Origin of the sequence: Flavobacterium urocaniciphilum, from assembly GCF_900110615.1 — a bacterium.
Lineage (GTDB): Bacteria > Bacteroidota > Bacteroidia > Flavobacteriales > Flavobacteriaceae > Flavobacterium > Flavobacterium urocaniciphilum.
Map to the genome: position 1 here is coordinate 143,660 of NZ_FOEI01000005.1, position 17,524 is coordinate 161,183.

The following is a 17,524-nucleotide window of genomic DNA, read 5'->3' on the forward strand; positions in this document are numbered from 1 at the left end:
CTATGTAGACTTTACTGAAAACTGAGACTGCAAACATTAATTAAACCAACTCTTAACCATTGCTACTTCTGGCTTAGTGTCGTTTTTATGACTGAAGTCATTTTTAGCTGGATTGTAAATATAATCTTCTTTCCAAGTTGGGAATTTTTCAGCTAATTCTATAATTGCATCACAAACTAATTGAATTTCTTCAGTAGTTGTTGTTGGATGAATCGACATACGAATCCAACCTGGTTTATTGGTTAAATCACCTTCATTAATACTGCAAGTAATAGAATTTGAAGTTTCCTGATCTACATGAAGTAAATAATGTCCGTAAGTTCCAGCACAACTGCATCCTCCACGAACTTGAATTCCGAATTTATCATTTAATAATTTTACCCCTAAATTGAAGTGTAAATCATCAATATAAAAAGAAATTACACCTAATCTATCTTTATGTTGTCCGGCTAAAATTGTAATATTTTCAACAGGCGATAATCGTTCAAAAATATAATCCACTAATTCGTGTTCTCTATCTAAAATATTTTGAACACCCATTTTTTCCTTTAACTGAATAGCTAAAGCCGTTTTAATAACTTGTAAGAATCCAGGTGTACCACCGTCTTCTCTATCTTCGATATTATCGATGTATTGATGTTCTCCCCAAGGATTTGTCCAACTTACCGTTCCGCCACCAGGGCAATCAGGCACATTGTTTTTGTATAATTCCTTATTGAAAACCAAAACACCACAAGTACCAGGTCCGCCTAAAAATTTATGTGGAGAAAAGAAAATAGCATCTAAATACGCTTCTTTATCTTCTGGATGCATGTTTATTTCTACATAAGGTCCAGAACAAGCGAAATCTACAAAACACACACCATTATTTTGATGCATAATTTTTGCTACTTCATGATAAGGGGTTTTAATACCCGTTACATTTGAACATGAAGTAATTGAAGCAATTTTAAAACTTCTGTCTTTATATTGATTGACTAATTCTTTAAAAGTTTCTAAACAAAATAAACCTTCTTCATTTGCTGGAATTACTACAACATCTGCAATAGTTTCTAACCAAGAAGTTTGATTAGAATGGTGTTCCATATGAGAAATGAATACAATTGGTTTAATTTCTTTTGGAATTGAAGTAAATTCCTTTAAGTTTTCAGTAATTCTTAAACCTAAAATACGTTGTAATTTATTCACAACACCTGTCATACCTGTTCCATCAGTAATAAGAACATCATTATCATTAGCATTTACGTGATGTTTAATGATATGTCGCGCTTCATGATACGCCATTGTCATAGCCGTACCGGTAATAGAAGTTTCAGTATGTGTATTAGCAACAAAAGGTCCGAAAGTATGCATCATTCTTTCTTCAATAGGTTGATACAATCTCCCACTTGCAGTCCAATCAGTATAAACAATATTTTTTTCTCCAAAAGGCGAAACAAAAGATTGATTAATTCCAATAATATTTTCTCTAAACTGTTGAAAGTAAAGCTCTAATTTCGATTTCGTTTCTGTTGCATTCATGTTGTGTAATTTGCTGCAAATATACAGTTTCCATTCCAAAAATCAATTTCAAAAATCAATTTCAATGTTATACTAACTAAATTATTTAACTTTGTTAGATATTTCTATAAAATGTCGATTCAATTTTTACATAAATTTACAAATAATCTCCCAGCTGACGAAATTTCAGAAAACTATACCCGTCAAGTTCCAAAAGCGGCTTTTTCATTTGTTACTCCAAGAATTCCAGGTCAACCTAAATTAATACATAGTTCTAAAGAAGTACAGCAATTATTAGGCTTTTCAGATGAATTTATTCAATCAGACACCTTTTTAAAATTGGTTTCTGGTGCTGAAATAATTTCAAATTCTAAACCTTTTGCCATGAATTATGCTGGACATCAATTTGGAAATTGGGCCGGACAATTAGGCGATGGAAGAGCAATCGTTTTAGGAGAAATTGAACACAACAATCAAACCTTCACTTTACAATTAAAAGGCGCTGGAGCTACTCCCTATTCGCGTCGAGCAGATGGTTTAGCTGTTTTACGATCTTCTATTCGTGAACATTTATGTAGTGAGGCGATGTTTCATTTAGGCGTACCTACAACACGTTCGTTATCGTTGATTTTAACAGGTGATGAAGTGTTACGAGATGTGATGTATAACGGAAATCCAGCCATGGAAAAAGGGGCAATCGTTTGTCGAGTTGCACCTAGTTTCATCCGTTTTGGAAGTTTCGAATTGTTCTCTTCACAAAATGATATCGAAAATTTAAAATTACTGGCCGATTATACAATTTCCAATTATTATTCTGAAATTCAGGAAAATGGAAAAGAAAAATACATAGCTTTTTTCAAGCAAGTTGCTGAAAATACAAGAAAAATGATTGTGCATTGGCAACGAGTTGGATTTGTTCATGGTGTAATGAATACAGACAATATGAGTATTCATGGTATTACAATAGATTACGGACCTTATGGTTGGTTAGAAGGATTTGACCCGAATTGGACGCCAAATACAACAGATGCTGAAGGAAGAAGATATCGTTTTGGAAATCAGGCTAATATTGCATTGTGGAATTTATACCAATTAGCAAATGCCTTATATCCTTTAATTGAAGAAGCAGAACCTTTAGAAACGATTTTGAATAATTTCGCCAAACAATACGATGCAGATTTTTACGAAATGATGTTGAAAAAAATTGGGATTACTTCAAAAAACGAACAAACGGAGCAACTTATTCAACAATTATTGCATAATTTAGAACAAACAGAAACCGATTTTACAATATTTTTCAGAAATCTGAATCTAATTAAGAAAACAGATTCAGTAGAAGAATGTTTGGAAAAAATAAGTTTTTCATTCTATTTCCCACTAGAAGTTAGAGGATTGATTGAAGAAACATGGAAATTTTGGTTTGAAAACTATTTGAACGTTTTGAAAGAAGAAACTCTTTCTGATGAAGATCGAAAAACATTGATAAACTCTGTGAATCCAAAGTATGTTTTACGAAATTACATGGCTCAAATGGCTATTGAATTAGCCGATAAAGAAGATTATTCTTTAGTGGATGAGTTGTATAATTTAGTATTAAATCCGTACAATGAACAGCCTGAATTTGAAAAATGGTACAACAAACGACCAGATTGGGCAAGAGAAAAAATTGGAAGTTCAATGCTAAGTTGTAGTTCTTAATATTGATAACTTAGATTTTTAGAAAATTAGACTTTTGGAATTAATAAAATATTTACATTTATAAATAAGAAAAATTCTTCAAGAAGTATGGAAAAATTAGAATTCAAAATAGAAATCAATGCGCCAGCAAATAAAGTTTGGAACGTTTTGTGGGAGGATGCTACTTATAGAAAATGGACAACTGCTTTTTGTGAAGGAAGTTATGCTGTAAGTAATTGGAATGAAGGTGACACCATTCATTTTTTATCTCCTAGTGGTGATGGCATGTATAGTAAGATTCATAAAAAAATTGATAATAAATTCATGTCGTTCAATCACATTGGAAACATAAAAGACTATAAAGAAATGCCTATAGATGAAGAAACAAAAAATTGGACAGATTCTTTTGAAAATTACGAATTAAGCGAAAAAAACGGAAAAACAATTGTAACTGTTTCAATAGATGCTTTAGAACAATATGTTTCGTTTTTCAATTCAACAATGCCTAAAGCAATGGAATTGGTTAAAAACTTAAGCGAGAACTAAGATGAAAAAACTAATAATTCTTTGTGCAATTCTTTCTTTAGGATTTCAATCCGAAAGCAGCATTACTGTTTATATTTGTGTGAGTAAAACAGCTAGTAAATATCATTTAGACAGAGGTTGTGGAGCATTAAAAAACTGCAAACACGAAATAAAATCAGTCTCAAAATCTGAAGCCATTGAATTAGGCTATTCACTATGCGGACATGAAGATTAAAACAAAAAACCTCAAATTCTAATAAAATTTGAGGTTTTTTATTTTATTCTTCTATTGTTCCAATTGAATCAATTTCAGCAGCTGGATTAACATATTCTCGTTTCCATTTTTGTTCTAAAAACTTGTACAAACCATAAGCACCAAGCAATCCAAATGGAATTGCGGAATAACTTACTGTCGTTTCGTTTCTTTCAATATCAAAATCAATTCCAAAAATCAAAATTATTAAGGTAAAAATTACCACTACTAAAAGCATTACTCCATAATAGGTTGCTATGGCTAAAATTGCATGTCCCCATTTGTGTTTATTGTATTCTTTAGCTAAATCGTAAAAATATTTTCCTATCCAGTATAATAATAAAATTCCAAACATAATTATTCGTCGTTGTTTGTTCCTATATCTTCAATTTCTTCTGAGCTTGCAAATCGTTCTTCTGTTCCAAATTTATTCACTAAAAAACTTCTATATAATAATGTTGTTATTAAACAAATACTAAAAATTATTAGGAAAAATATAGTTGTTGTATTATAAGTTTCATCAAAAGTAAAACATAATAAATAATCAACTATACTTGAAATTATTAAATAAAAAACAACAAATCGGATTACATTTCCAATATACCTATAATCGTAATAATAGGATATTTTATAAATATAAATTGCAAAAATGAATAAAATTGCAACATTTATTATTAAACCATCCACTACTCTTTTCTATATTTTTTAGTTTCTTCAAAAACGTGTTCTAAAATTTTAGCGTCTTGTTCAGAAAATTCTACATTACGTCTAGCCATTACAATTTTAGCCGTTTCGAATGCTTTCTTAGTGATGTATGTCATAAATCCACTGGCACCACCCCAACTAAAACTAGGTACAAAATTTCTTGGGAAACCAGCTCCAAATATGTTTGCACTTACTCCTACTACAGTTCCTGTATTAAACATAGTATTAATTCCGCATTTACTGTGATCGCCCATCATTAAACCACAAAATTGTAATCCTGTTTTGGCAAAGTTTTCTGTTTCATAACTCCAAAGTTTCACTTCTTCGTAGTTGTTTTTTAAATTAGAATTATTACTATCGGCACCTATATTACACCATTCTCCTAATACAGAATTTCCTAAAAAACCATCATGACCTTTATTTGAATATCCAATTAGAACAGAATTATTTACTTCTCCACCAATTACAGAATGTGGTCCGACGGTAGTAGCACCATATACTTTAGTTGCTAATTTCACTCTTCCTGATTCACATAAAGCAAACGGTCCACGAATAACAGAACCTTCCATTATTTCTGAATTTTTACCAATATAAATTGGCCCAGTTGAAGCATTTAAGGTTACAAATTCTAATTGTGCTCCTTCTTCAATAAAAATATTCTCTGGCGCAATTACATTTACACTTTTCGGAATCGGTTGCGAGAAACGATCTTCGGTTAATAATTCAAAATCTTCACGAATAGCAGCATCATTTTTCTGGAAAATATCCCATGTATTCTCTATTTTGATGCATTCATCAGTATATTCAATCACATCAAAGCTATCAAAATCTACTTCTTCACCTTCATTAGCAAAAAAAGCAACAACTTCATCTTCATGAAAAATAGCTTGATTCAATTCTAAATTCTTAACCATTTCAACCAATACTTCATTAGGTAAAAACGAAGCATTAATCATCACATTAGTTTCCATTTCAACCATTGGCCATTTATCCGATAAATATTCTTCCGTAATGGTTGTAGTGGTATACCCTAGATATTTTTCCCATTTTTCACGAATAGTTAATATCCCAACACGAATATCGGCAACAGGTCTAGTAAATGTAAAAGGTAATAAAGCGTTACGATGAGGACCATCAAAAAGTATATAGTTCATTTTTAGTCGTATTTAATATTTATCAAAGAAACAAAAGTTTTCCGATAGATAAAAATAAAAAAGCCTCGAAAAAATCGAGGCTTTAGATATAATTTGAAATTCCTATTATTTTTGGAATTTAGCGTATTTATTTTTGAATTTATCAATACGTCCTGCAGTATCGATAAGTTTAGATTTACCTGTATAAAACGGGTGAGAAGTTCTAGAAATCTCCATTTTGAAAACTGGGTACTCAACACCTTCGTGAGTGATCGTTTCTTTAGTTTCAACTGTTGATTTTGTGATGAAGATATCATCGTTAGACATGTCTTTAAAAGCGACTAATCTGTAATTTTCTGGGTGAATTCCTTTTCTCATTTTGTAAATCTTTTAAGGTATGATTATAATTTGTTTCGCGGCTTTTACTTAAAAAAGGTGTAAACGCCTTATAACCTTTTGTTAATTTATTTTTTATTTCAGAGTGCAAATATAGTAATATTCCACAATACTGCAAACTTATTGAGATTATTTTTATTTTGATTTTCAAAAAAACTTAAAAATATGATTCTAAACTATTTACAATTTTAAAAATATGTGTAATTTTGCAACCTCAATTTTTTGACAACGATTTCATTGATTGAGTTTACTTATGGAAAATAAAAAGAAAGTCGCATTCTACACGTTAGGGTGCAAATTAAACTTCTCTGAAACTTCTACAATTGCTAGAGATTTTCAAAATGAAGGTTTTGATAGAGTTGATTTTGAAGAAGTTGCCGATATTTATGTAATAAACACCTGTTCGGTAACCGAAAATGCTGATAAACAATTTAAACAAATTGTGAAAAAAGCGATGAAACTTAACGACAAAGCATTTGTTGCTGCCGTAGGTTGTTATGCGCAATTAAAACCTGAAGAATTGGCCGCTGTTGATGGCGTTGACTTAGTTTTGGGTGCTACCGAAAAATTTAAAATTACCGATTATATTAACGACCTATCTAAAAATGATATGGGCGAAGTACACAGTTGTGAAATTGAAGAAGCCGATTTTTATGTAGGCAGTTATTCAATTGGCGACAGAACGCGTGCTTTTCTTAAAGTTCAAGATGGTTGCGATTATAAATGTACCTATTGTACCATTCCGTTAGCGCGTGGAATTTCTAGAAGTGATGCATTGGAAAATGTATTGAAAAACGCTAAAGAAATTTCTCAACAAGACATTAAAGAAATCGTTCTAACCGGTGTAAACATTGGTGATTACGGTAAAGGTGAATTTGGAAACAAAAAACACGAACATACTTTTTTAGAATTAGTTCAAGCTTTAGACGAAGTTGAAGGTATCGAACGATTACGTATTTCAAGTATTGAACCAAATCTATTGAAAAACGAAACAATTGAATTCGTAAGTAAAAGCAGAACTTTTGTACCGCATTTTCATATACCTTTACAAAGTGGTAGCAATGAAATTTTAGGTAAAATGAAACGTCGTTACCAACGTGAAGTATATACTGAACGAGTTAACAAAATTCGAGAAGTAATGCCACACGCTTGTATTGGGGTTGATGTTATAGTTGGTTTTCCTGGTGAAACAGATGAACACTTTTTAGAAACATACAATTACTTAAATCAATTAGATATTTCATATTTACACGTTTTTACATATAGTGAACGAGACAATACGGAAGCTGCTAATATGGAAGGTGTTGTTCCTCCAAATGTTCGAAGTAAAAGAAGTAAAATGTTACGTGGACTTTCAGTAAAAAAACGTCGTGCTTTTTATGAAAGTCAGATTGGAACAGCAAGAACGGTTTTATTTGAAAGTGAAAATAAAGAAGGTTACATTCACGGTTTTACGGAAAACTATGTTAAAGTAAAAACGCCTTGGAACCCAGAATTGGTAAACACGCTTCATGAAATCAATCTTACAAGAATTGATGAAGATGGCAGTGTTAGAATGGAATTCGTTAATCAATTAGCGTAAATTATTTATTTTTAATCTATTAGAAAGAATTTTAGTTCGCTTACATTTTTTTAAATGTTATTTTTTTCAAAGATTTTGAAACATTAGTTAATTTATTTCACAAGAATTAAAAAAAACTAGTATATTTCAAAACAATAAAATTGCCTTTTTTCTTTATAGAAAATGGAATAAAAAATGAAAGCAGTAATGAAAAATACGATTACATCATCAGAAATAAAAACTCTTGTAGAAGTAACAAAAGCTGACAATAGAATAAAAAAAGCAGAATTATTACCACATCCTGATTCAAGATTAGATTCTTATTTAATGAAAATTCATCCACTTAGTGATGAAGGTATTCCTTATAGGGATTTAACGAATTTAGAAACAAAAAAAGAAAGTTTACGTCAATTAATCGATACGTTAAACGTTACAAAAAACACTCGATACCAAAGAACGATTGAAGATACGTATTGTAATGTTTATTCATTTGATTATTGTTATTTTTCAAAAGTATATTTACCAACTATCTGGTGGACGGAAGAAGCACTTCAACGTGTTTTAAATGGTGAAGAAGTAGAACCAATATTTGGAGAAACAGTTGACAACATTTATTCAAGTGCTATACACGATTGGTTTTTAACTTGGGGAGCCAGTTTTGGATGGAAAAGAATGACCGATTTAGACGAAATCCAAAATAAAGTAAACAACGAAGGCGGCGTAGGAATCATTTGCGCTAAAAGAAGAAAAGTTGGGTTATCTGGACATATTGTACCGATTGTTCCAGAAACAAAAACTAAAAAAGCATTTCGAGAAAATGGTGTTGTAAAATACCCTTTACAATCTCAAGCGGGTAAAATAAACTATAATTATTTTGCTAGAGCACGAAAAGATTGGTGGAATCATGAGCGTTATTCTTCGCATGTTTTCTACTATCACGAATAAAAAAATCTAAAACACACACATTAATAAACTATAAAAAATCAACGTATAAATGAAAGAAAATCTGACTAAAAAAATTTACTGGGGAATTGGATTAGAAAACGAAACCTACTTACAATTTCAAGAACCTCAAATAGTGTCAGGTGATTTTATACATAATAAAGTAGGACGAGAACGCTATAGTTTAGATTATACGACTTATTACAAGCCAGGAAGCTTATCGTTAGCTTTAGAAACTGCTTTTGAAAAAGATAAAAATTATTTCATCAGCAGAATGGTTAATAGTCATTCTTTAGAGAAATTAGATTCAAATTTCAATCACAAAACAATAGCCCGAAAAATAGCTGTAGAAGCTCCAGATAATGGTAGTGTTAGTGTAGAAACGATTGAAAATCCAGATTATTTAGGGAAAAGTATATTAGAAAATTTTTTAGAAAAACAACCCTTTAATATTAGTAGCATGGTTACTACTAAAACCAATCCAATGGGTTCGGTTTGTTTTGATGGTGATTCTATTGAGTTTGTAACTAAATATTTTGAAAACAGAACCATTGAAGAATCTTGTAATGAATTGATCAATACCAAAAATATATTCATTAATAAAATCAATGAATCAAAAGTTCTAAGCGAAAAACTTGATTTTCCTAAATACAACAGTGGATTAAACATGTTTTTATCTAACAGAGAAAACATCGTTTTATTTAATAATGGTACCTATCATTTTCACATCACCTTACCTACTCTAACCGAACATAGTCGAATTGTAGATTACGATGCCTTTGATAAAATTCATGGAAATGCCATGTATTTATTACAATGGTTTCAACCTCTTTATATTGCTACTTTAGGTAGTCCAGATATAATGGGTGTAATTAGCGAAAAGTTTAATCTAAACAAAAATTACGCGTTAGGTTCGATGCGAAATGCTATGTCGCGTTATATTGGTGTGGGAACTTACAACAAAGCCATGTCAAAAGGTAAAATCTTAACCTATAAAGTTGAAGATTTTAGAAAATTATTAAAGTTTACACAAGAAGAAAATATTTGGTGGCGCGATCAAATAGAAAACGACATGGAGTACAATTTACTTTCGGAAGTTGGATTAGATTTCAATCAAGAAAAAATGTACCAAAGTGGTTTCGAATTTAGAAGCTTTGACGAGTTCCCTATCTCCTATTTAGAAGATGTATTGTATTCTTTGTTGTTAATTTGCGAACATTCTTTGCATGTTGACAATGTAATGTGGGGACACGACAGTAAGGCATGGAACGACTTAATTTTCAAATCGTTAAAGCACGGATATACTACTGAAATGACTACTGATGAAAAAGCAGAAGTTTTAGATTTATTGCAACTTACGAATCATATAAATGCAAATGAATCATTAAAATCAGAATTTAATTCTATAGTTTTATTAGATGCTTTTTTCTTTAAAATTTTAGACGTTTTACACGATATTTATAAAGATAAAAACACTTGTATCGATGCGATGAGTCAACAAAAAAGAGCAACTTTTACACGATGGGATAATTTCAATAAATTTCAAATTGAACAACACAAAAAACAAATAGAGTTTGTAACAACATAAACTAAATAAAAAAACGCCCAATTTTCATTGGGCGTTTTTTGTTTATCTACTTCAAAACATTATATTTTAATTCCAGGAGGAAGTAATTCTTGAAATCTTTTATTTTTTCTAAAAAAAGAAACAATTTTAGTATTGGTTGGTACCACTTTAAATTTACGTTCTTGTGCAATATCTAAAACAGAAATAATAAAATCATTTACTCTTTCTTCTTCTTCATTTTCGCTGGCACAAAGTTTAGTTAAAAATATTTTTCGCTCTTGAATAGCGTACTCAATTGTTAATAGTCCGTTATCCGTTTTTGTTTCAAATTGTCTTAACAATTCGTTGTCTTTAATTTCCTCAACTAGCATAGATTTTCGATTTTTTTCCTAACAAATCTTAATGGTCTGTTAAATATTTTGCAAATTTACGAATAATAAACAAGATTGTCAAGTACTAATTGAATGAATATCATCATAATAGAAAAAATTTAACAAAAAATGAATTTTTAACCGATAAAAATTACACAAAATTAAATTTATATCATAATTTTAAAGCATAAAACCAATACGCACATGTCGAAAATTCCCGTATATTTTGTTCCAGGCTTAGCAGCAAGTGTTGAAATATTTGAATACATAAAATTACCCGAAGATCAATTTGAAGTTTATTTTTTAGAATGGATTTTACCCAAACACAATGAATCCATTCAAGAATATGCAAAACGTATGTGTGAAAAAATTAATCATGAAAACATTGTTCTAATTGGTGTTTCTTTTGGCGGAATTATGGTTCAAGAAATGGCAGCTTTTGTAAAAACACAAAAAGTAATAATTATTTCAAGTGTAAAAAGTAATCAAGAATTACCGATTCATATGAAATTAGCCAAAGCAACAAAATTTTACAAAGTTTTACCTACTAGCCTACTCGGAAAAGTTAATTATTTATCAAGATATGTTAAAGGCAGAGGCTTACTTGCTAAACGCGTGCAATTATACAATAAATATTTGTACATGAAACAAACCAAATACCTCGATTGGGCCATTGAAAATGTTTTATTATGGCAAAGAAGTGTTCCTGATGAAAAGGTTATTCATATACATGGCAATGACGATATGGTGTTTCCAATCAGTAAAATAAAAAATTGTATTGTTTTAGAAGGCGGTACACATATTATGATTGTTAACAGACACAAATGGTTTAATGAAAACTTGCCTAAATTGATTTTGGAATAGTTCTTGTGCAACTTTCATTACACTTAATTAGTATATTTAAGGTATTTTTACAATCAGAATAAAAACATTGAAATTAAAAGATTATGAAAACACTTCCAAAATTAGTATTGTTAACCTCGTTATTTGCCATTTGTGGCTTATTAATATTTTCAAAATCAGTTAGTTTCACTTCTAGAGAAAATCACGTTACATATCCTTTAGATATGGATTTTTGTGGTGAAAAAGTTCCCACACATTTAGCTGATGTTAAAGAACGTTTAGATAGAGAAATGTTGGTTAACATTCATTTAAATGCTTCAACCGCTATTTTAATTAAAAGAGCCAATAAAGTTTTCCCAATAATTGAACCTATTTTAGCTAAAAATGGTATTCCAGATGATTTTAAATATTTAGCTGTTATTGAAAGTGGATTGATAAATGCTGTTTCTCCATCAGGAGCTAAAGGTGTTTGGCAATTTATGCCTGCAACAGCAAAAGAAAGTAAATTAGAAGTTACTGAACAAGTTGATGAACGTTATAGCATTGAAAAATCAACGCAAGCTGCTTGTGATTATTTAAACAAAGCCAAAAACAAATTTGGAAATTGGACAGTTGCAGCTGCTTCGTACAATGGAGGAATGTCAGGTTTACAAAAACATATTGATTTTCAACAATCTGCAGATTATTATAACTTATGGTTAACGGATGAAACAGCTCGTTATGTTTTCAGAATTTTAGCTTTAAAGGAAATCATGAAAAATCCTGAAAAATACGGATATGCAATTCCAAACGAAGCTTTATATCCATTAATTAAAACTAAAAAAATAACGGTTGACTCAACCATTACTAACCTTTCAACTTTTGCTATTGGTCAGGGAATCAATTTTAAAATTTTGAAATTGCATAATCAATGGTTAAGAGATAAAAAATTAGACAATCCTACTAAAAAAGTATACGAAATAGAAATTCCTACTGAAGGTTATAGCAAGTAAGATGAATCAAAAAAATAAATACAAAATGACAGTACAAACGATCATGATGCTAATCCTAATCGGATTATTAGCAGGAATATTGAGCGGTTTAGTAGGTGTTGGTGGTGGAATCATAATGGTACCTTTATTAGTGCTTTTCTTTAGCTTAAGTCAACACGAAGCTCAAGGCACTAGTTTGGCGGTTTTATCCATTCCTGTAACCGCCTTAGCAGCTTTCACCTATTATAAAGAAGGCCAACTCAACATCAAATTTGCACTAATTATAGCCGTATTTTTTATTGTTGGAAGTTTCTTTGGAAGTAAATTAGCCATTGGTATTGACCAAAAAGTATTAAAAAAGATATTTGCTGTCGTTTTAATTATTATTGCAGGGAAAATGCTTTTGGATAAATAAAAAACTCGAAACAAAAAAATCCTGTTTCGAGTTTAATATTTAGATTTTTATCATCCTTAATTGCCTACCATTCTTGTGTTGTCAAATCCGTCGTTTACTATAAGAGAAGTCAGCCCGGAATTGAACTTGTGATAATAAAAATCTAAAGAATTCTTCATGTTCATTTTGTTTTCAGGTTTTACAAAGTTTTTTTGAATATCAACCAACTCCATATTTTCATCAATTAAATAAGAAGTAGGAAAACCAAATGTTTTCTTTAGATAAGAAATTGTTTTCAAGTCTTTATACTCAGAATCATGAGCATAACAAACGATAATGTCTTTGTCAAATTTCTTAGCTAACTTTTTCATGTCGCGTTTTTTATTCCAAAAAACAACCACAATCTTCATCTTTTCGCGATACTCATTGGCCAATTGGTTTAATGCAGGAATTTCCCCTTTTCCCATAATACACCAAGACGAATAAGTAATTAACAAAATTGGTTTTTCGATTTTCGATAATTGAATTCTACTTTTACCTAATCTTTTAAAAGAAAAATCATCAAAATGAGTCCCTTTTAAAGAATTATTAACTAGTGAATCAAATAATCGTTCCGCTTTTTGATAATTCTTTTTATTGTATGCTTTGTTAGACAAACTTACATATTTCTTAAAGTTTGCCTTAACCGACTCTGAAAACACAGCAATGGTATCTACATTTGCACTAGCTGTAATAGAGAACATTAAGAACAATAAGTAAAATTTCTTCATAGTAGGAAATTTTGATTTGTTAAAATTACCTCATAATATGCGCACCTAGAAAATTATTCGATACTAACATTAAAAAAACGATAAATTACACATTATCAAACAGATATGTAAAATACATCGGTAAACTGCAAAGAAATTATTTTATTTAAAAGAATAACTTGTATTTTTACAAAAAACAAATACTTTGAATAAGCAAAAAATTGTAGTTTCAGGAATAAATATGGTTGAAGGTGGTATCTTTACTATTCTTCACAATGTGCTACAAGAATTGTCGGAATATATTCAAAATAAAAATATTGAAGTTATTGCTTTAGTACACGACGCTTCAAAATTTAATTTTCCTACTATTCAATTTATTGAATTTCCAAAAGCGAAATCATCTTGGTTTTTACGTTTGTATTATGAATATTATTTCTTTAAAAAATTATCCGAAAAAATACAACCAGACATTTGGTTTTCTCTTCATGATACTTCCCCAATTGTAGTCGCAAAAAAACAATTTACCTATTGTCATCATCCAACTACTTTTTTCAAACCAACATGGAACGATTGGAAATTTGATTATAAAATCGGCGTGTTTTCTTTAGTTTACGACTATATTTTTAAATTTAATATTAGAAGTAATCATACGGTTTTTGTTCAACAACATTGGATTAAAGATATTTTTCAAAAACGATTTAAAATTGATAATGTAAAAGTTGCAATACCTGAATTTGTAGAAGATTTTTCAACTGAAAAAATAGATTTAGATTCAAATAAAATTCATTTTTTCTACCCGAGTTTTCCCAAAAGTTTCAAAAATATAGAATACATTTTTGAAGCGATTCAATTGTTACCAGAATCTATAAAAAGTCAGTGTGAATTTCACATTACAGGTTTGAAAAACAACAATAGTAAATATGTTTCCTATTTAAATACTAAATACCTAAACAGTAACGTTAATCGTTTGGAATTATTAGACAAAAATACAATGTTAAAATACTATAATTCAATTGATTATTTAATATTTCCTTCAAAAATAGAAACTTGGGGTTTACCCATTTCAGAAACAAAAGCACATCATAACAACATGCTTTTAGCTAACTTGCCATATGCTAAAGAAACTTGTGGTAATTATGAAAAGGTTTCCTTTTTTGATATTGAAAATCCTGGTGATTTAGCTCAAATGATTATTGAAATTGTGGAACAAAAACATGTTTTTCATGGAAATAAGATTGAAATAAATTATAAAGAAGAATTACACAGCTGGAAAGAATTGTTTGATTATATGATTGGAGATTAAATGATTTAAAGATTAACTTAACAACAATCATTTCAACAATAAACCATAAACCATAAAAAAAAAAAACATAAACTACAAACATTAATTCATGCCGTTTTTTACCGTTATCATACCATTATACAACAAAGAAAAATACATTTCAAATGCCATAAAAAGTATTCTGAATCAAACTTTTACTGATTTTGAAGTATTGATTGTAAATGATTGTTCAACGGATAATAGTATCAAAATTGCAACTGAATTCGAATCTGAAAAAATTCGAATTATTCATCACGAAAAAAACAAAGGATTAGCAGCCACTAGAAATACGGGAATTAAAAATGCCAAAGCCAATTATGTTGCTTTTTTAGATGCGGATGATTTGTGGAAACCTCATTTCTTGGAAAAGATTTTCAATTTGATTCAAAACTTTTCAGAAGCTCGAATTTTCGGTACAAATTATGAAGAAATTTGGGATGAAACAGTTAAAATGCCGCATAACAATTCTGATAGTTTGCCTAAAGACTTTGTTGGCTATTTAAATTTTTTCAAAATTAATATTAAACAAGGAATATACAATCATGGATCGGTTTGCATCCACAAAGAAGTGTTTGAAAAAGCAGGTTATTACAATGAAAATATTCAATTATCACAAGATTTAGATTTTAATATTCGTGCCAATTATCATTTTAAATTAGCATATGATGCTTCTGTGCAAATGAGCTATTTTATGCAAACAGACAATCAACTAACGAGAAGTTCTATTGTAAACAAAACCATTCCTAATTATGATGCTTATGAAGAATGGGCAAAATCGAATCCAGATTTAAAGAAATACATCGATTTTGAACGCTATGTATTAGGAAAGCGATTAAAGAAAAATAACGATTCACGTTGGAAAGATATGATTGCGCCAATTGAAGCTAAGAATTTAAATTGGAAACAAAATGTATTATTAAAACTGCCAAGTTCAGCTTTGAATTTAGTCGATAAAATAAAGTTATTACTTTTAAAAGTTGGAGTAAAACCGAGTACGTATTAGTTATTTGATTGTACTCAAATATTCTTTATAATTTCTGATGTAATCGTCTTCTGAAAACTCTTCAGAAGCTAAAACCAAACATACGGAACCCGAAGAAAAATTCTCTAATTCGCGCCACATATTATTTTCAATAAGTAATCCTCTATCCGGACGATTTAAAGTGATGACTTCTTTAGATTTACCGTCTTTTAAAACAACATCAAAACTTCCAGAAATGGCAATTAAAACTTGTTTTAGTTTTTTATGTGCATGTCCGCCACGCTTGGCACCACTTGGAATATCAAATAAATAATACACTCGTTTTACATCAAAAGGAATGGTAGAATTTTCAATTACACCAATGTTTCCACGAGTATTATTTATTTTAGGAATTTCGATAATTTTATAATTCATTTTGTCATTACGAGGCACGAGGCAATCTCTTTATTTTTAACTTTATGTTTAATTTCTTTCAAAAAACGCTAACCATTCTGCACCAATAGTTTCCAAACTAAAACGTTTCACACTGCTTAAAGCGTTGTGTTTACATTGTAAATATAAAACTTTATCAGAAACAAATAAATTAATTGCTTCAATTAATTTTTCCGAATTTTGATTTTCAACTAATAATCCGTTGTTATTATCAACTATAATTTCATTCGGTCCAGATTCATAATTCCAAGAAATTATTGGTGTTTCACAGGCTAAAGATTCCAATAAAACCATTGGCATTCCTTCATATTTACTAGTTGAGATGGTAAATAGCGCCTTTTTATAAAAGCGAAATGGATTTTTTACATTGCCTTTAAAAACAACCAAATCTTGTAAATTCAGGCTTTCAGCTAATTTTATCCATTTACTTTTAAGTTTTCCTTCACCAAGAATCATCAATTTAATATTTTGAGATGGCAAGACCGATTTTGCATAACATTCAATTAATTTATCAAATTGCTTTACGTTCTTATTCATACTTCCTGCAGATAAAACATATTGATATTCATCTGAAATTAATTCTTCAGACTTAACTGCAATCGATTCAAAATCTAAAGGATTATAAATTAATTGTGTTGGAATAAAATCATATTTCGAACTTACTTTCTCTTTAATTCCTTGAGAAACAGTTATAAATTGTTGGCAATTTCTATAGAGTATTTTAGCAAGAAATGTATTTTTAGGAATATACGATTTTAACTTAAAGCTATGTATCGTTTGAATAAATTTGGGATAAACGAAATTATGAATGATTACTTCTTGCCAAAAGTATTGCTTGGTTCTAAAATCTATTACATAATCAAATTGATTATTGGCAAAAAAATCTTTTAAAGCAAAAAAGCGCTTACTCCTACTCCACCAGCTATTTCTTTTATCTTTTAAATGTTCTAGATGAAAAATTTTACCGGCAAAATCGTATTCCACTTTTCCAGCAAAAACCACATGATAAACTTCAAAATCTTGTTGATCGAAATATTGAGATAACAAAGCAGCACAACGTTCAGCACCACCATCTGAAAGTGTAACAGTAACCAAACATATTTTTAATACTGAAGTTTTCTTATCCAAAAGTTAGAGTTTTAAACAAATATAAAAATATTCAATAAACTATATTAGCGATTCGATAAATTTATAAATACTTT

The 17,524-nt window shown here is 29.7% G+C and carries 20 protein-coding genes; 11 read left to right on the top strand and 9 right to left on the bottom strand.

Going from position 1 to position 17,524, the window contains the following annotated elements:
- Window positions 1-36 precede the first annotated feature (36 nt).
- Window positions 37-1,521 (bottom strand): aminotransferase class V-fold PLP-dependent enzyme, encoded by a 1,485-nt coding sequence (locus BMY86_RS09940; protein WP_091468487.1) that lies wholly within the window; start codon window positions 1,519-1,521, stop codon window positions 37-39.
- 111 nt (window positions 1,522-1,632) lie between these two features.
- Between BMY86_RS09940 and BMY86_RS09945 the strand changes: the two genes are divergently transcribed.
- The 3 genes from BMY86_RS09945 to BMY86_RS09955 all read left to right on the top strand — a co-directional run bounded on the left by BMY86_RS09945 (window position 1,633) and on the right by BMY86_RS09955 (window position 3,937).
- Window positions 1,633-3,198: a protein adenylyltransferase SelO gene (locus BMY86_RS09945; protein WP_091468490.1), complete on the top strand. Its 1,566-nt coding sequence runs from the start codon at window positions 1,633-1,635 to the stop codon at window positions 3,196-3,198.
- An 87-nt stretch (window positions 3,199-3,285) separates the two neighbouring features.
- Window positions 3,286-3,723: an SRPBCC family protein gene (locus BMY86_RS09950; RefSeq protein ID WP_091468492.1), complete on the top strand. Its 438-nt coding sequence runs from the start codon at window positions 3,286-3,288 to the stop codon at window positions 3,721-3,723.
- A gap of 1 nt (window position 3,724) precedes the next feature.
- Complete coding sequence (locus tag BMY86_RS09955; RefSeq protein WP_091468496.1) at window positions 3,725-3,937, top strand: hypothetical protein; 213 nt, start codon at window positions 3,725-3,727, stop codon at window positions 3,935-3,937.
- Between the two features lie 43 nt (window positions 3,938-3,980).
- On the opposite strand, the gene BMY86_RS09960 is transcribed toward BMY86_RS09955, so the two are convergent.
- The 4 genes from BMY86_RS09960 to BMY86_RS09975 form a co-directional block, all read right to left on the bottom strand.
- A complete protein-coding gene (locus BMY86_RS09960) occupies window positions 3,981-4,310 on the bottom strand; it encodes a hypothetical protein (protein WP_091468499.1) in 330 nt (109 codons plus the stop codon).
- A 2-nt stretch (window positions 4,311-4,312) separates the two neighbouring features.
- Window positions 4,313-4,642: a hypothetical protein gene (locus BMY86_RS09965; protein ID WP_091468502.1), complete on the bottom strand. Its 330-nt coding sequence runs from the start codon at window positions 4,640-4,642 to the stop codon at window positions 4,313-4,315.
- Window positions 4,642-5,814, bottom strand: a complete 1,173-nt coding sequence (locus tag BMY86_RS09970; protein ID WP_091468504.1) for a GlmU family protein — start codon at window positions 5,812-5,814, stop codon at window positions 4,642-4,644. The genes BMY86_RS09965 and BMY86_RS09970 overlap by 1 nt, the downstream gene beginning before the upstream one ends.
- Window positions 5,815-5,919: 105 nt before the next feature.
- Window positions 5,920-6,171 carry a type B 50S ribosomal protein L31 gene (locus BMY86_RS09975; RefSeq protein WP_091468508.1) on the bottom strand — a complete coding sequence of 84 codons (252 nt, stop codon included), beginning with the start codon at window positions 6,169-6,171 and terminating at the stop codon, window positions 5,920-5,922.
- 271 nt (window positions 6,172-6,442) lie between these two features.
- Between BMY86_RS09975 and mtaB the strand changes: the two genes are divergently transcribed.
- The 3 genes from mtaB (at window position 6,443) to BMY86_RS09990 (ending at window position 10,280) form a co-directional block, all read left to right on the top strand.
- Window positions 6,443-7,771: a tRNA (N(6)-L-threonylcarbamoyladenosine(37)-C(2))-methylthiotransferase MtaB gene (gene mtaB / locus BMY86_RS09980; protein WP_091468715.1), complete on the top strand. Its 1,329-nt coding sequence runs from the start codon at window positions 6,443-6,445 to the stop codon at window positions 7,769-7,771.
- A 174-nt stretch (window positions 7,772-7,945) separates the two neighbouring features.
- Window positions 7,946-8,695 (top strand): hypothetical protein, encoded by a 750-nt coding sequence (locus BMY86_RS09985; protein ID WP_245745650.1) that lies wholly within the window; start codon window positions 7,946-7,948, stop codon window positions 8,693-8,695.
- Between the two features lie 49 nt (window positions 8,696-8,744).
- Window positions 8,745-10,280, top strand: a complete 1,536-nt coding sequence (locus tag BMY86_RS09990) for a hypothetical protein (protein WP_091468511.1) — start codon at window positions 8,745-8,747, stop codon at window positions 10,278-10,280.
- Window positions 10,281-10,339: 59 nt separating this feature from the next.
- Here BMY86_RS09990 and BMY86_RS09995 read toward each other — a convergent pair whose 3' ends face one another.
- A complete protein-coding gene (locus BMY86_RS09995; protein ID WP_091468513.1) occupies window positions 10,340-10,630 on the bottom strand; it encodes an N-acetyltransferase in 291 nt (96 codons plus the stop codon).
- 204 nt (window positions 10,631-10,834) lie between these two features.
- Here BMY86_RS09995 and BMY86_RS10000 point away from each other — a divergent pair, with 204 nt between their 5' ends.
- The 3 genes from BMY86_RS10000 to BMY86_RS10010 all read left to right on the top strand — a co-directional run bounded on the left by BMY86_RS10000 (window position 10,835) and on the right by BMY86_RS10010 (window position 12,859).
- Window positions 10,835-11,494 carry an alpha/beta hydrolase family protein gene (locus BMY86_RS10000; protein ID WP_091468517.1) on the top strand — a complete coding sequence of 220 codons (660 nt, stop codon included), beginning with the start codon at window positions 10,835-10,837 and terminating at the stop codon, window positions 11,492-11,494.
- A gap of 83 nt (window positions 11,495-11,577) precedes the next feature.
- A complete protein-coding gene (locus BMY86_RS10005) occupies window positions 11,578-12,465 on the top strand; it encodes a lytic transglycosylase domain-containing protein (RefSeq protein WP_091468520.1) in 888 nt (295 codons plus the stop codon).
- A gap of 25 nt (window positions 12,466-12,490) precedes the next feature.
- Window positions 12,491-12,859 (top strand): sulfite exporter TauE/SafE family protein, encoded by a 369-nt coding sequence (locus BMY86_RS10010; RefSeq protein ID WP_091468724.1) that lies wholly within the window; start codon window positions 12,491-12,493, stop codon window positions 12,857-12,859.
- Window positions 12,860-12,915: 56 nt separating this feature from the next.
- Here the strand turns inward: BMY86_RS10010 and BMY86_RS10015 are convergent, their stop codons facing one another.
- Complete coding sequence (locus BMY86_RS10015; RefSeq protein ID WP_091468525.1) at window positions 12,916-13,608, bottom strand: peroxiredoxin family protein; 693 nt, start codon at window positions 13,606-13,608, stop codon at window positions 12,916-12,918.
- A gap of 184 nt (window positions 13,609-13,792) precedes the next feature.
- Between BMY86_RS10015 and BMY86_RS10020 the strand changes: the two genes are divergently transcribed.
- Together BMY86_RS10020 and BMY86_RS10025 are read left to right on the top strand one after the other, a co-directional pair.
- Entirely contained in the window at window positions 13,793-14,890 is a 1,098-nt protein-coding gene (locus BMY86_RS10020; protein ID WP_091468529.1) for a glycosyltransferase, read from the top strand.
- Window positions 14,891-14,978: 88 nt separating this feature from the next.
- Window positions 14,979-15,911, top strand: coding sequence for a glycosyltransferase family 2 protein (locus BMY86_RS10025; protein ID WP_091468531.1), 933 nt, complete (start codon window positions 14,979-14,981; stop codon window positions 15,909-15,911).
- Here BMY86_RS10025 and BMY86_RS10030 read toward each other — a convergent pair whose 3' ends face one another.
- Both BMY86_RS10030 and BMY86_RS10035 read right to left on the bottom strand, forming a co-directional pair.
- The gene (locus BMY86_RS10030; protein WP_091468534.1) at window positions 15,912-16,304 is read right to left on the bottom strand and encodes a sugar 3,4-ketoisomerase; all 393 of its coding nucleotides are present in this window, start codon (window positions 16,302-16,304) and stop codon (window positions 15,912-15,914) included.
- Between the two features lie 48 nt (window positions 16,305-16,352).
- Entirely contained in the window at window positions 16,353-17,450 is a 1,098-nt protein-coding gene (locus BMY86_RS10035) for a glycosyltransferase (protein ID WP_091468538.1), read from the bottom strand.
- Window positions 17,451-17,524: the final 74 nt, after the last annotated feature.

What these genes read in the sequence shown, in the direction of transcription:
- BMY86_RS09940 (WP_091468487.1), bottom strand. Translation starts at nt 1,521, where the DNA reads ATGAATGCAACAGAAACGAAATCGAAATTAGAGCTTTACTTTCAACAG.
- BMY86_RS10025 (WP_091468531.1), top strand. Translation starts at nt 14,979, where the DNA reads ATGCCGTTTTTTACCGTTATCATACCATTATACAACAAAGAAAAATAC.
- BMY86_RS10015 (WP_091468525.1), bottom strand. Translation starts at nt 13,608, where the DNA reads ATGAAGAAATTTTACTTATTGTTCTTAATGTTCTCTATTACAGCTAGT.
- BMY86_RS09985 (WP_245745650.1), top strand. Translation starts at nt 7,946, where the DNA reads ATGAAAGCAGTAATGAAAAATACGATTACATCATCAGAAATAAAAACT.
- BMY86_RS09975 (WP_091468508.1), bottom strand. Translation starts at nt 6,171, where the DNA reads ATGAGAAAAGGAATTCACCCAGAAAATTACAGATTAGTCGCTTTTAAA.
- mtaB (WP_091468715.1), top strand. Translation starts at nt 6,443, where the DNA reads ATGGAAAATAAAAAGAAAGTCGCATTCTACACGTTAGGGTGCAAATTA.
- BMY86_RS09945 (WP_091468490.1), top strand. Translation starts at nt 1,633, where the DNA reads ATGTCGATTCAATTTTTACATAAATTTACAAATAATCTCCCAGCTGAC.
- BMY86_RS09990 (WP_091468511.1), top strand. Translation starts at nt 8,745, where the DNA reads ATGAAAGAAAATCTGACTAAAAAAATTTACTGGGGAATTGGATTAGAA.
- BMY86_RS10030 (WP_091468534.1), bottom strand. Translation starts at nt 16,304, where the DNA reads ATGAATTATAAAATTATCGAAATTCCTAAAATAAATAATACTCGTGGA.
- BMY86_RS09970 (WP_091468504.1), bottom strand. Translation starts at nt 5,814, where the DNA reads ATGAACTATATACTTTTTGATGGTCCTCATCGTAACGCTTTATTACCT.
- BMY86_RS10000 (WP_091468517.1), top strand. Translation starts at nt 10,835, where the DNA reads ATGTCGAAAATTCCCGTATATTTTGTTCCAGGCTTAGCAGCAAGTGTT.
- BMY86_RS10005 (WP_091468520.1), top strand. Translation starts at nt 11,578, where the DNA reads ATGAAAACACTTCCAAAATTAGTATTGTTAACCTCGTTATTTGCCATT.
- BMY86_RS09960 (WP_091468499.1), bottom strand. Translation starts at nt 4,310, where the DNA reads ATGTTTGGAATTTTATTATTATACTGGATAGGAAAATATTTTTACGAT.
- BMY86_RS09950 (WP_091468492.1), top strand. Translation starts at nt 3,286, where the DNA reads ATGGAAAAATTAGAATTCAAAATAGAAATCAATGCGCCAGCAAATAAA.
- BMY86_RS09955 (WP_091468496.1), top strand. Translation starts at nt 3,725, where the DNA reads ATGAAAAAACTAATAATTCTTTGTGCAATTCTTTCTTTAGGATTTCAA.
- BMY86_RS10010 (WP_091468724.1), top strand. Translation starts at nt 12,491, where the DNA reads ATGACAGTACAAACGATCATGATGCTAATCCTAATCGGATTATTAGCA.
- BMY86_RS09995 (WP_091468513.1), bottom strand. Translation starts at nt 10,630, where the DNA reads ATGCTAGTTGAGGAAATTAAAGACAACGAATTGTTAAGACAATTTGAA.